The sequence below is a fragment of the Sutcliffiella halmapala genome, assembly GCF_050107295.1.
GTDB classification, from domain to species: domain Bacteria; phylum Bacillota; class Bacilli; order Bacillales; family Bacillaceae_I; genus Sutcliffiella_A; species Sutcliffiella_A halmapala_A.
Window position 1 is genome coordinate 237,243 of the sequence record NZ_JBNIKR010000006.1, and the last position, 12,376, is coordinate 249,618.

The window sequence follows — 12,376 nt, forward strand, 5'->3', positions numbered from 1 at the left end:
GGATATTTTTAAAATATAATTAAAAAACACGTGAAGTGATAAAGATGTTTTACTAAAGAGGGATACCGTGAATATTGATCCCCGAAGCAGCTCTGTGCTACTGATGAAATGTATAGATTATTTAAAGGTGGTATTTAAGAGATATATCCAACGATATCATCCAACTAAATTGAATAATGGGGTTCAGAATTTGACCATTCCTAACCTCTTATTTCAAGTACATTCTACATCATTTTTCTTCAAATCGTCCATTGATCATGAATGATTCCCACCACATACCATTTGTCATCAAGCTTTTCTATTACCACCCGGAGGCTCTTCCAGTCCATCCCCTCATACTTCTCCTCAAATCCAGGGAAATGAAATTCTACCACCGTTGCACCCGGATAAACCTCCATACTGTTATCTATGCTATTGCCATGACCCAGCCTTTTGTTGATGGAGATTTCCTCTGCTTGTATATAGTCAGCGTCATAAACAAACTTTTTATAGTATTCCTCGAAGGACAGCTCCATCGGATCGCCTGTTCCGTCATATTCCCCCCATTGATAGATCTGCTGATTCTCATGGAGCGAACCCACCTCTTTAGCTGAAAATACACGATTTTTTTCCACATCGATATAGCCATATGGGGTAAAACGGACCCCCTTGGAAGGATGTATCAGGTCTTTTAAAGCGGAAAAGTTTTTTACTTTTAATAGCTTTACAGCAGCAAAGGCAGTATCCTCTGCGCTTAATTCCTTTTCCGCAACAGGTTCTGGGTCTTCCACCTCTTTCATTTCTTTCATGGAGCATCCTATAGAACTAATGCCTGCAACCAATATAATTAAAAGTGCAATCAATCTCATATTCCGTACTCCTCCACATTCCATTTATTCTAAAGTATGGCCAAAATGGATGCGCAAGAACAGGGGAGCCCCATCTTTTTCAATTGGAGGGATTTTTATCGAACTTTTTGTTGGTCAGTACATTTAAGGCAGCCTTTCCATCGCTTGGACATCCATTCAGATGGTCGATGGGAAATAGGGAGAAAAAGACATAGTAAAAGGAAAAATAAGTGAACTGATAGATTAGGATATTAGGCTCGAGCACCCCTTTCATGATCAATCCATTCAATATTAATATGGAAGCTATGTTAAACAAAGACCCACCTAAATATACCAACGCTTTTTCTATTTTCCCTGCTCTATTACTGACTGTGATATATTCACACCAACCATCATAAAAGTAAAGCTTTCTAATTCTGACCGAACCAATTTTAAACAATACGGTTCCAGTACCGATATGAACAATCACTTTTCCGCCAAATAATTTTGCAAAGAAAAAATGCCCTAATTCATGTAAGGCGGTGACCATTGGCAAAACGAGGAAGAAAGAGACAAAGAACTTCCATAGATCATTAAATCCGAACATCAGCAACCACTCCTAAACCTGATTTTATACAAGTAAATAGAAGTCTCTTTCCCCTAAATGCATAGAAAAAAACACACCATTTTTTTTAAGGGTGTGTCATACTGAAACGAATGGGCTTCAGTATTATATGAGGGTCGTTTTATTCTTCCAAACTTTTAAACTTAATTCGTAATATTCACAGGCTGACTGGTATCTGTCAGTTGATGTATAATACTTTGCCAAAATCTCGGCATATTTGGCTACATTATCTTTGTCTCCTGCTCTTGTAAAATAATCGATTACATAATCGGATATATATTTTTCGATTTCCGGATTTTTATTTATTAAATGTATGTGAACATTAAAATGGATAATATATTCCTCTATTTTATTTCTTTGGGCCAAAACCAACCCTTCTTCTGCCCAGCCAAGTGCAAATTCATTTTGATTAAGCTTGTAATACTCCTTTACAAGGGTATTGATGGAAAACAAACTTCTGTCTTCCTCTCTCTTAAGTTTTAGGGATTCCAAAAAATAATAGATGGCATCTTCTGAGTTTCCCAAGAAAGATTGCATACAGCCAAGATTATGCAGTGCCATGGATTCCAGATAGACATCCTTCAGGTCTACCCCTATTTTTTTTGCATAAAGATAGTTTTCTTCGGCCTTTTCCAATTGGTGGACTTTATGATAACTCAATCCAAGGATAACGTGGCACTCTGCTGATCTCCGGTTATAATAAAGGGATTGATAAATATCAAGCGCTTTTTCAGCATAGGTAATCGCTTCGAAGTAATCAGATGTTTTTTGGCTTGTCAATGCAATCTGGTAAAATAGCTCGGCCCTATCTTCTTCAGGTAATGAAAGTTTAATATGCATCTCCAAAGCCTGTTTTAAAGTGAAAATGGATTGTAGGTTGTCATTTACCCGATAATAGTAGATTCCGATCGACTTCTTCCGGATATACTCTATGATATTATTATTGCTTGTCGGAAGGACGGCTATCTGGTTATAAAGGCTGTCAATTACCTTCTTATCAAGGATTAAAAGGAAATATTTCAGTTTTACGCATAAATAAAGCAACAATGTATCGTGATCCATGGTTTGACTTCCAATATTGTATTCCTCATTAATATAGCTCAGTTTATTCCATGACTCTTTCGGGTCCTGCCTGACAGTACTCTCGTAGCAGCTTAATAGCTTGTCCACTATATCCGATAGGTGTGAAGCGGGAAAAATCCCTTGAGATACATTTTCCTGTGAGATCCCTTTTTTGTTCCGGTAGTAATCGATCATTTCTCCGTTTCTCAATGCCAACACCCTTTGTTTGAATTATAAGAATATTTTACCATCATTATCTGCATTTATATACATTTTTCTGTGAAAATTTCCTATAAAGCGTGCTTGTAGGGACGTTAGTACCATGTTTGATATTCTTTTAGCCGGACACAAATTCGTCGCTGTCCTGCCATAAAGTTGTCAAAAAGAATGCGCTCTACCCTGTTTTGTTAAAAGGTAAAAGGGAATATACTTAAGAACATACAAAAACTTAAAACTTATATTGTGAAGTATTGAGCAAACTGTTGTATACTTTTGTTAAGAAACTATGATTGATGGTTCTATCAGTGATCAGAGGAGTGAAATTATGTTTGGTTTAGAGTATGATCCGGTTTTATACAGCAGAATATTAACTGGTCTGACGCTTGCGGTCCATGTCATCTTCGCAACTGTGGGTGTAGGTGTTCCGCTTATGATTGCTCTTGCGGAATGGATGGGAATCAAACGGAATGACGAACATTATCGTCTTCTTGCACGCAGGTGGGCCCGTGGATTTGTCATCACCGTTGCAGTCGGTGTAGTGACGGGTACTGCCATCGGCTTGCAATTAAGCCTTTTATGGCCGAATTTGATGCAGCTTGCAGGACATGTCATAAGTCTCCCGTTGTTCATGGAGACCTTCGCTTTCTTCTTTGAAGCTATTTTTCTAGGTATCTACTTATATACTTGGGATCGATTTAAAAAGAAAATCTATCATTTTATCCTATTGATTCCTGTGGCTATTGGTGCCATGGCTTCTGGCTTTTTTATATCCACTGTCAACAGCTTCATGAATTCACCAAGTGGATTCGAAATCGAGAATGGTGTATTGACGAATATTAGTCCTCTGGGCGCAATGTTCAACCCGGCCACACCAACCAAAGTGGCACACGTGTTATCTTCAGCTTATTTGACAACAGCATTTGTTCTGGCAGGAATTGCTGCGATTGCGATTCTGCGTGGAAGAAATCATGTTTATCATAAAAAAGCACTGCACCTGACAATGACAGCTGCAGCAGTATTCGCCATTTCCACTGCGGTAATTGGGGATTTGTCCGGTAAATATCTTGCAGAGTATCAGCCTGAAAAACTGGCTGCTGCCGAATGGCATTTTGAAACTTCGACTGAGGCACCGCTACTTATCGGGGGATATTTGACAGAGGACAACAAAGTCAAATATGCACTTGAAATACCATATGCCTTAAGTATCCTTGCGCATGGTGATCCTGGGTCGGAGGTAATCGGACTCGAGGAATTTCCTGAGGAAGAGCTTCCGCCAATGGTCGTACACTACTTCTTTGACCTGATGGTCGGAATCGGAATGTTCCTGGCCCTTGTCTCTATCCTTTATGTTGTTATTGCCAAGGTGAAAAAATGGAATGAATGGAACAGGCCGCTACTTTGGGCAATAGCAGCCGGCTCCCCATTAGCATTACTTGCCATAGAGATGGGCTGGTTCTTCGCGGAGCTAGGAAGACAGCCGTGGCTGCTTGTCGGATATATGACTGTTTCAGAAGGGGCTACCACATCCGAGCATGTCGATCTCATGCTGGTGCTGTTCATCATCCTTTATGCTGTACTTTGTACTACATGTATTACGGTACTAAGAAAAATGTTTAAAAATAATCCAGTTGAAAAAGAACTGCAAGACAAAGGCATGGAGTAAAGGAGGGGAAAACATGAGTTACGAAGTTGTTGGTATTACGGTTTTATGGACATTTCTGTACGGATATTTGATTGTTGCTTCAATTGACTTTGGTGCCGGATTTTTCAGCTACTATTCTTCTGTTACAAAGAAGGACCATCTCATTGATAAAGTGATTGTCCGTTACCTCTCTCCTGTTTGGGAGGTAACCAATGTGTTTCTTGTTTTCTTCTTTATTGGGATTGTCGGATTCTTCCCTTCCACAGCCTATTATTATGGAACAACCTTGCTGATACCTGGTAGTATCGCGATTATCCTGTTGGCAATCCGTGGAAGCTATTATGCCTTCCATCATTATGGTGCAAAAGGCAGTAAGTTTTATCAGCTTCTATATGGAGCTACCGGCCTGTTAATACCAGCCTCACTTTCTGTTGTATTGACCATATCCGAGGGCGGATTCATCAGCCTTGCCGGTGATGTCGTTACACTGGATTATGGTGCTTTGTTCTCTAGCTTCTATTCCTGGACGGTTGTCATTTTGGCGCTTGTCAGCGTGCTCTATATTTCCGCTTATTTTCTGGCATTCTATGCAAGAACAGCCAAGGATGAAAAGGCTTTTGAAGTGCTTCGAAAATATGCGCTTAACTGGAGTCTTCCTACCATCTTGGCAAGTGTACTCGTATTCTTCGCGCTTAGCGACCACAATCCGAGCCACTTTGACAGAATGCTGAATCTTTCCTGGATGTTCAGTCTTTCTTTCCTGTTCTTCCTTGGAGCGGTGTACTTGATGTGGAAGAAACAGCGTCTTGGACTCTCTTTCATATTCGTCATGCTTCAATTCGCGACTGCATTCTTTGGGTACGGGGCATCCCATATGCCATACCTTCTGTATCCATACTTGACGATCTATGATGGGTTTACAAATGAGTCAATGGCAATTGCTTTGATTACCGCTTTCATCGGTGGTCTATGCTTATTGATTCCATCGCTTTATCTGTTAATGCGTCTATTCCTTTTTGATAATCAATATGTCCAAGGTAAAAAGTAAGGAGGTTCAAAATGGAGAATTTCTTAATTATGGTCGCTCCCCCTCTTATCATTGTCGTGGCGATTGGTGTGTTGTTTCTGTGGGGAGCTGCAGGCAAAGAGAAGTATAAATAAAAAGAAAAAAGCGCAGGCCGTCTGCGCTTTTTTCTTTTTTTGTAGTGAAACCTTCTACTGGATTCTTTCGTAAAAGACAATTCGGTTGCCAAATGGGTCGCCTACGGAAATTTCCCTGGTTCCCCATGGTTTTTGCTCCAGGCCGGGTCTTGCAAAACGGTAGTTCTTCTCGATTAGCCCTTTGTGGTAGTCTTCAATAGAACTCGTTTCGATTCTTACCGCAGACCCCGGTGTACTATCACCATGATGCTCAGAGAGATGCAAAATACAATCTCCCCTGGAAACCTCCATATACAAAGGAAAATCCGGTTCGAAACGGTGCTCCCATTGTCTTTCGAAACCCAAAAAGTCCATATAGAATTCTTCTGCTTTTTCCACATCGAAAATACGTAGTATAGGGATAACCGCTTTCATCTCACTCATAGGGAATCTCCTCCATTTTCATTTTTATAGCTGCAAATGTCTCCAGGTAAAAGTGATTTTCATGCTGAACGAAATGACCTTTTTTCAAAGTCTCTTTCCATTCTGCTCTTTCCCCGTTAGAATCCATCTTGAATCCATCCGCCTCTACTTTTTCTGTCTTTCCTTTCCACAGTTCAATCATATCATCCAACCTCACTTTTGCCATCCCTGATACTTCTTCAGGCTGCAGGATAAAATCCTCCATTTCATACTTCCTGACTAGTAAAAATACATGTGCAAATTCACGGTCTATCAGTTCATGATGAACGTTAGTGTACGGAATCACACCCAATGGCATGAGATCTCGCATGCTTACATCGATTCCTATCTCTTCCTTCACTTCCCTGATTCCATCCTCCACTGTCTCTGTAGCCAAAATATGCCCAGCCGCGGTAATATCCAGTAGATTCGGGTAGTCCTTCTTTTGTTTGCTTCTAAGCTGGAAGTGGATGTATTCTACTCCCCCTTCCCTGCTGACAAGCCAGAAATGAAACGTCTCATGCCAATAGCCTTTTTTATGTATTTCTTCTCTGGTCTCTACACCTACACAATTTCCACTTTCATCAAATACCCTTAAGGATTCCGACTCCAACCTCCATGCCTCCTTTGCTATTCTTCTCTTTATGGATCGAGCAGGTAAACCTGCTCGACCTATTAAATGATCACCTTTAAAAACTTCCTTTTCCCTACCTGTATGATAAAGTCGTTCTCGAAACCTACAAGAAGATTAACTTCCATTACCTTTTCGCCATTGATTCTTATTCCGCCATTCTGTATCATGCGGCGAGCCTCACTTTTAGAGCTTTGCAATCCCAATTGGACAAGCAGATCTATTATTGGTATTGCCTGTTCACCTTTCCAGGTGACTTCAGGAATATCTTCCGGTATGGCACCGCGTTGGAAAACGGTTTTAAAATGCTCTTCAGCAAGCTTTGCCGCTTCTTCATTGTGGTACATTCGCACAATTACTTTTCCAAGATGCATCTTCGCATCCCTTGGATGCAAGTTTCCTTTTTCCAAATTCCCGGCAAGTTCAGTCTTTTCTTCATGCGACAGATCTGTTATCAGATTGAAGTATTTCATTGTTAACTTGTCGGGAATGCTCATGATTTTCCCAAACATCTCGTTAGGCTCTTCATCAACACCGATGTAATTATTCTTTGACTTAGACATTTTCTCCACTCCATCCAAGCCTTCCAATAAAGGCAGCATGATGACAACCTGTTTTTCTTTATCGAAATGCTCCTGAAGGTGTCTCCCCATCAGTACATTGAAATGCTGGTCTGTACCGCCAAGCTCCACATCACTCTCCAGTTCCACAGAATCGTAGCCTTGCATCAGCGGGTAGAAAAACTCATGAAGGGAAATCGGCTTTCCTGCCGCCAATCTTTCCGAAAAGTCATTTCTCTCCAACAACCGTGCAACTGTAATACTGGCGGAAAGGTTTATGGTGTCCTCCAGACCTAATTTGGATAGCCATGCTGAATTGTAGTACAGCTCCACCTTCTCCATATCCAGAACCTTGCTGAATTGTTCAGAGTACGTTTTTGCATTGTGCTTTACTTCATCGTTTGTCAATTGCTTTCTTGCAGTTGATTTGCCTGTAGGGTCGCCGATCTTCCCGGTGAAATCTCCTATGATCAACTGAATGATGTGGCCATTCTCCTGAAACTGCTTCAGCTTATTCAGCACAACCGTATGCCCCAAATGTACATCTGGAGCGGATGGATCCAAGCCGAGCTTAATTTTAAGCGGACGCCCTGTTATAAGTGACTTTCCGATTTTTTCCTTCATTTCATGTGCAGGTATAATTTCAGATACCCCATTTTGGTATATCGTGAATTGCCTCTCCATTTCTATTTGTTGCTCTTTCGACAGCTTATTGATCACAGTCCCCATCACAATTCCTCCAATTATATAAAATAAAAAAACCACGCCCCTAAAAAAGGGACGTGGTTTACGCGGTACCACCCTTTGTTGAAGATTTCTCTTCCACTCAAACGAATAACGGTTCGGCCGTCTTCTGCTACTCTAAAGTTCACAAAAGAAGTTCAAGGAGGTAATTCGCTATTATCTTTGTACTGATTTCCACCTACCATCAGTTCTCTCTAACAGGGAGATAATATACTACTGGATTCCTATCAAAACTTATGTTATTTAATTTTTATTTATTCTAATGGATATTCCAGATAAATACAACAAGATTTTATTGATTATATCATCTATTTATCTTTGATTCGATTAATCTATCGAATTAATGTATAATTTGATTATATAGTCGAATTAATTTAAAATATATGCATAAACTAGTTAAATGTTTAGTTGGATGATGGAGGAGGACAGCTTATGAAAAGACCCGTATCGGTGTTTATGATGGATGTAACGGATTCCAGCAGAAATTGGAAAGATGTTTCCTCCTATTTGGAAACGGTCGAAGCTTACATAAAAATCTGGACAAAAGGATTGCCGAATGTCCATGTCAAGCACCGTCTCGGTGATGAAATTGTCTGTATTTTTGACCATTATGCCACTGCATATACGGTCGCGTTTTATATTGGTCAAATCTGGAGGTTTGCGGATCAGCCACCCTACTTCGGCATGTCATTTGGTCTTGTGGATGAAGATATTTCCGATATTGATATTGATAAGTGGAATCACCCCCTGATGAAACATGCCAGAATGGCAAATGAGAAAATCAAGCAGTCCACAAATCGGTCACCTATCCTTCTCTTCCCAGATTCGAATGCGATGTCCATCCCATCTGTGGAGATGAGCAACCTGCTACTTGAATATCAAGGAAAACTCATTGCTGAGCAAACGAAGCTTCAGCGTCTCATTTCGGGACTATTTTCCGTATTGGATGAACAGAAAACAATAGCAAGCCTATTAGGAAAGTCCCCTTCTACCATCTCAAGCCACTACAAGAAAGGAAATTGTGAGATAATACTTAAAACCTTGAATACCTTACAAAACACCTTAAACAACCTAGAGGAGACACAATCCGGGACCTATCCGAGTAATATCACGAAAGAACTGCAAAACACAATAAAGAATCATCTGAAACAGAACCTGGATATTATTACGAATTAGTAAGGAGCGGAACTATGATTGTTCTTAGCCTCATTCTTGCACATCTTGTAGCGGATTTTTACCTTCAGACGGAAAAAATGGTGAACGATAAAAAGAAGTTCCTGAAGCTTCATCTTTTCCATCACACACTAGTCACCATCGTGACACTGTGCCTCCTGTATTATTTTCAGGATTTTAATTTCATCGTAGCCGTATTATTACCTACCTTAACTATCGTTATTTTCCATGCGCTGATTGATCTGGCAAAAATGCACCTGCAGGAAAAAGTCACTTTTATGAAACAAAAAAACGGCTGGAATCTTCTCTTATTCATAGCAGATCAAGTATTACACCTATTTACTATTTTAGCAGTTTGCTATTACTTCCTTGAGGTGAACCTTTATCACTTGTTTAATACGGTTTTAGTAAACTTACATATAAAAGATGGAATGATTGCTGACAAATCATTGATAGACAGTACTCTTTTTATCATTATTATGTTTATTTTGATTACGTCGGTCACAGGTCACTTCATAAAGATTCTGCTTGGTTCCTTGACCCGGCATCTCTCTCTTTTCGAAGGAAAATATACACTTCGTGATGTAGAAATAAGCTCTACAAGTCAAAAAAGCTTATCCGAGGAGTATACATATATGGTAATGAAGCATCAGGACCTATCCCGTGGCAAAGTGATCGGCTATCTCGAGCGGTTGCTTGTAGTGGCACTCATCCTGATGGGTTCCTTCTCTGCTGTCGGATTTATCGTTGCTGCCAAATCCTTGACCCGTTTCAAGCAGATGGATGATCGTGACTGGGCGGAGTATTTTCTGCTAGGCACCTTGACTTCCTTCCTGTTTGCAATTGTATATGGGATAATTATTAAAGTGGTATTTTTGTAAATATTTGACAGATGCATAAATACTGTATCTACAATAAAGGATGGGTGTAAATGCATTCTTATTATCTCCCATCCCTATCTGATAGCAAAAAAAGGGTGTCTTAACCGGTCAAAGACCCTGTCTACTTTTATTAATTTACATATGATAGATAATAGAAAGGGGTGAACAATTCGTGAATCGAATTCAAAGCATCTTGGAAAATATCGAAGAAGAATTCAAAGAAGAATTGGAAGTGTGTGGAGCACTAAGAAAACTTGTAGCAGCTAGATTAATTAATAGCGCTAGAAAAGGTTTAGACTGTTTCGAAGAGAGACTATAAGATAGTTTCCCTTGCAAGAACATTGTGTCGCATCAGGCATAATGTTCTTTTTGTTTAATTTGGGGATATTAAAAAGTCCACTCTTCCTTTGATGAAGAATGGACTTTTTGTTATTTATTCTTTTTGAAAGTCGATAGTACTTCTTACTGTATTTATAGGGCGAACAATGCTTTCAATCTGTTCTCTTTTCGCTTCAAGAAAGGGAGGAAGGGATAATTTTTCCCCTAGTGTTTCATAAGGCTCATCACCCATGAATCCTGGACCATCTGTCGCAAATTCAAATAATATTTGAGGTGCTACTCGAGCATATAAGGACTCAAAGAAATAACGGTTCACATGACCGGAAGTATGGAATCCAAAACTCTTCAGCCTTTGGTCCCATTCCTCGATAACAGAACGGTCCTCCACCCTGAATGCTGCGTGGTGAACTGTACCATAGCCTTGGATTGCCTGAGGAAGATCCTTGTTATGCTCCGCTATTATCTGAGCACCATTTCCACCCTCGCCAACTTCAAATAGGTAGGTGGAGCCACTGTTTGATACTTCTTTAAAAAGCAACGCCTTTTCTAATACTTCTTTAAAGAAATCGAAGTTCGCCACTCTTATTGTTATAGGACCTAAACCTGTAATTGCATGCGCTAAAGGTATCGGCCCTTTTTGCCATGGAGTCCCCGAAGCGACACCTTTATTCTTTTCATCTGAAATCAATTGATATTGCTGATCGTCAAAGTCAACAAAATTGAGCACTTTTTTTCCAAACTGCTCTTCTATTCCTGAATGCTTCACCTTCAAACGATCAAATCTACTTAACCAATAGTCGAGGGACGCATCTGTCGGTACTCGAAACGCTGTCCGGTATATTTCATTAGTACCATGAGAGCCTTTTTGTATGCCCGGGAAGTCAAAGAATGTCATATCTGTCCCAGGACTCCCTTTATCATCGGCGAAAAAAAGATGATATGTCTGGATGTCATCCTGGTTTACAGTTTTCTTAACGAGTCTCATCCCTAATACATAAGTGAAAAATTCATAGTTCTTTTCAGCACTGCTCGTAATGGCAGTAACATGGTGTATGCCTTTTAAACCATTCATTTATATGACCTCCTGTTTTGAGAATAATATTTGCGATTTTAAAATATCTTGAATTCGAGATAAATATATCAAACCTATATAAAAAAGTCAAAACTGATTACCTTAAAAACCTCATGTAAGTTTAAAAAGTCCAATTTCTCACCTGGAGAAATTGGACTAATTGAATTTATGTTAATTTACAATTCAAACTCCCATTCATCCTTCAACAATAGATAAAGGACAAGCAACAAATTCTCTAGCTCCTCGTAGCCTTTGTCTCCCACCGTCATCCCGAGTTTAGGCGCTACAATTTCTGCAACCTGCCGGGTCAAGAGTATCCTCTCATCAACAGGAAGCTGAAGGAAACGGTTTGTATAGGTTTTCAATAGGTTCCAATCTTTTTCGTTGAATCGCTTTAAATCGTACTCATTCAACGGTAGATTCTCGCGGGAAAGTCCCCGGTTATGGATTTCTTTTTCAATTGCAGTCATTTTCTTTTTCTTCTTCCGTCTTTCGTGGACTACAATGGTACCTGCCACCAGGTCTCCAAGACGTTTATGCTTGGTGTGGAAGAAAATCATCAACATACCCACCAGATAGTTCATTGGCAGGCTATCAATGATACGCAGGAGGTTGCGTATCAGGCTTGATAAAAGGGTAATGCTGTGACCATTTTCCTGGATGACTCGAATTCCCAACATCTTCTTGCCTAGCGTGCTTCCGCCTGAAAAATACTCAAATGCAAAGAAGTAACCCCATCTGATGATGAAAATTAGAATGATTGCCGCTGCAACAAGGTAGGAAGGCATATTTGCGGAAAAGAAATCCATGAAAGTTCCATTAATCATGAATAACAATCCTATGATGATAAGAATATTGACGATCAACAGGATAATCTGATCAATGATAAACGCGGCTGCACGGCTTCCAAGACCTGCAGATTGGAATTGTAATGATACATATTCTGGTGTTTTTATGTCCACTTGCTCAGCGTTCAAAGGTATTACCTCATTTCATGGATGAATTTTACCAATAGTGTTT

General features: G+C 39.9%; 14 protein-coding genes and 1 other annotated feature. Of the genes, 6 read left to right on the forward strand and 8 right to left on the reverse strand.

Translation table 11 applies throughout. From position 1 onward, the window contains the following. Nucleotides 1–239 precede the first annotated feature (239 nt). The 3 genes from ACQCT5_RS12285 to ACQCT5_RS12295 form a co-directional block, all read right to left on the reverse strand. Entirely contained in the window at nucleotides 240–848 is a 609-nt protein-coding gene (locus ACQCT5_RS12285; protein WP_499642257.1) for a hypothetical protein, read from the reverse strand. Nucleotides 849–927: 79 nt separating this feature from the next. Then, nucleotides 928–1,413, reverse strand: a complete 486-nt coding sequence (locus ACQCT5_RS12290) for a hypothetical protein (RefSeq protein ID WP_499642259.1) — start codon at nucleotides 1,411–1,413, stop codon at nucleotides 928–930. A gap of 123 nt (nucleotides 1,414–1,536) precedes the next feature. Then, on the reverse strand, nucleotides 1,537–2,703 hold the full coding sequence (locus ACQCT5_RS12295; protein ID WP_499642261.1) for a tetratricopeptide repeat protein: 1,167 nt from the start codon (nucleotides 2,701–2,703) through the stop codon (nucleotides 1,537–1,539). A 334-nt stretch (nucleotides 2,704–3,037) separates the two neighbouring features. Here ACQCT5_RS12295 and ACQCT5_RS12300 point away from each other — a divergent pair, with 334 nt between their 5' ends. The 3 genes from ACQCT5_RS12300 to cydS are packed head-to-tail and all read left to right on the forward strand — an operon-like array spanning nucleotide 3,038 to nucleotide 5,515. After that, nucleotides 3,038–4,375, forward strand: a complete 1,338-nt coding sequence (locus ACQCT5_RS12300; protein WP_499642264.1) for a cytochrome ubiquinol oxidase subunit I — start codon at nucleotides 3,038–3,040, stop codon at nucleotides 4,373–4,375. 13 nt (nucleotides 4,376–4,388) lie between these two features. Continuing rightward, nucleotides 4,389–5,402 carry a cytochrome d ubiquinol oxidase subunit II gene (locus ACQCT5_RS12305; RefSeq protein WP_499642267.1) on the forward strand — a complete coding sequence of 338 codons (1,014 nt, stop codon included), beginning with the start codon at nucleotides 4,389–4,391 and terminating at the stop codon, nucleotides 5,400–5,402. 11 nt (nucleotides 5,403–5,413) lie between these two features. Continuing rightward, nucleotides 5,414–5,515 (forward strand): cytochrome bd oxidase small subunit CydS family protein, encoded by a 102-nt coding sequence (gene cydS / locus ACQCT5_RS12310; protein WP_499642270.1) that lies wholly within the window; start codon nucleotides 5,414–5,416, stop codon nucleotides 5,513–5,515. A gap of 54 nt (nucleotides 5,516–5,569) precedes the next feature. Here cydS and ACQCT5_RS12315 read toward each other — a convergent pair whose 3' ends face one another. From ACQCT5_RS12315 to tyrS, 3 genes are all read right to left on the reverse strand, one after another. Then, nucleotides 5,570–5,929 (reverse strand): glyoxalase superfamily protein, encoded by a 360-nt coding sequence (locus ACQCT5_RS12315; protein ID WP_499642372.1) that lies wholly within the window; start codon nucleotides 5,927–5,929, stop codon nucleotides 5,570–5,572. Nucleotide 5,930: 1 nt separating this feature from the next. Continuing rightward, nucleotides 5,931–6,569, reverse strand: a complete 639-nt coding sequence (locus ACQCT5_RS12320; protein WP_499642273.1) for an NUDIX hydrolase — start codon at nucleotides 6,567–6,569, stop codon at nucleotides 5,931–5,933. A 62-nt stretch (nucleotides 6,570–6,631) separates the two neighbouring features. Beyond that, the gene (tyrS, locus tag ACQCT5_RS12325) at nucleotides 6,632–7,876 is read right to left on the reverse strand and encodes a tyrosine--tRNA ligase (protein ID WP_499642276.1); all 1,245 of its coding nucleotides are present in this window, start codon (nucleotides 7,874–7,876) and stop codon (nucleotides 6,632–6,634) included. A gap of 44 nt (nucleotides 7,877–7,920) precedes the next feature. Then, nucleotides 7,921–8,131 (reverse strand) — a binding site (T-box leader). 192 nt (nucleotides 8,132–8,323) lie between these two features. On the opposite strand from tyrS, the gene ACQCT5_RS12330 reads away from it, so the two are divergent. From ACQCT5_RS12330 to ACQCT5_RS12340, 3 genes are all read left to right on the forward strand, one after another. After that, a complete protein-coding gene (locus ACQCT5_RS12330) occupies nucleotides 8,324–9,067 on the forward strand; it encodes a hypothetical protein (protein ID WP_499642279.1) in 744 nt (247 codons plus the stop codon). A 14-nt stretch (nucleotides 9,068–9,081) separates the two neighbouring features. Further along, nucleotides 9,082–9,945 (forward strand): DUF3307 domain-containing protein, encoded by an 864-nt coding sequence (locus ACQCT5_RS12335; RefSeq protein ID WP_499642282.1) that lies wholly within the window; start codon nucleotides 9,082–9,084, stop codon nucleotides 9,943–9,945. A gap of 172 nt (nucleotides 9,946–10,117) precedes the next feature. Then, nucleotides 10,118–10,264, forward strand: a complete 147-nt coding sequence (locus tag ACQCT5_RS12340) for a hypothetical protein (RefSeq protein WP_499642285.1) — start codon at nucleotides 10,118–10,120, stop codon at nucleotides 10,262–10,264. Between the two features lie 114 nt (nucleotides 10,265–10,378). Here ACQCT5_RS12340 and ACQCT5_RS12345 read toward each other — a convergent pair whose 3' ends face one another. Then, nucleotides 10,379–11,356 (reverse strand): ring-cleaving dioxygenase, encoded by a 978-nt coding sequence (locus ACQCT5_RS12345; protein WP_499642288.1) that lies wholly within the window; start codon nucleotides 11,354–11,356, stop codon nucleotides 10,379–10,381. A 176-nt stretch (nucleotides 11,357–11,532) separates the two neighbouring features. After that, nucleotides 11,533–12,333, reverse strand: a complete 801-nt coding sequence (locus tag ACQCT5_RS12350) for an RDD family protein (protein ID WP_499642291.1) — start codon at nucleotides 12,331–12,333, stop codon at nucleotides 11,533–11,535. Nucleotides 12,334–12,376 lie beyond the last annotated feature (43 nt).

Excerpts from the sequence above, each read along its gene's own strand:
- ACQCT5_RS12285 (WP_499642257.1), bottom strand. The coding sequence starts at position 848 with ATGAGATTGATTGCACTTTTAATTATATTGGTTGCAGGCATTAGTTCT.
- ACQCT5_RS12300 (WP_499642264.1), top strand. The coding sequence starts at position 3,038 with ATGTTTGGTTTAGAGTATGATCCGGTTTTATACAGCAGAATATTAACT.
- ACQCT5_RS12305 (WP_499642267.1), top strand. The coding sequence starts at position 4,389 with ATGAGTTACGAAGTTGTTGGTATTACGGTTTTATGGACATTTCTGTAC.
- ACQCT5_RS12330 (WP_499642279.1), top strand. The coding sequence starts at position 8,324 with ATGAAAAGACCCGTATCGGTGTTTATGATGGATGTAACGGATTCCAGC.
- ACQCT5_RS12335 (WP_499642282.1), top strand. The coding sequence starts at position 9,082 with ATGATTGTTCTTAGCCTCATTCTTGCACATCTTGTAGCGGATTTTTAC.
- ACQCT5_RS12315 (WP_499642372.1), bottom strand. The coding sequence starts at position 5,929 with ATGAAAGCGGTTATCCCTATACTACGTATTTTCGATGTGGAAAAAGCA.
- tyrS (WP_499642276.1), bottom strand. The coding sequence starts at position 7,876 with ATGGGGACTGTGATCAATAAGCTGTCGAAAGAGCAACAAATAGAAATG.
- cydS (WP_499642270.1), top strand. The coding sequence starts at position 5,414 with ATGGAGAATTTCTTAATTATGGTCGCTCCCCCTCTTATCATTGTCGTG.
- ACQCT5_RS12345 (WP_499642288.1), bottom strand. The coding sequence starts at position 11,356 with ATGAATGGTTTAAAAGGCATACACCATGTTACTGCCATTACGAGCAGT.
- ACQCT5_RS12290 (WP_499642259.1), bottom strand. The coding sequence starts at position 1,413 with ATGTTCGGATTTAATGATCTATGGAAGTTCTTTGTCTCTTTCTTCCTC.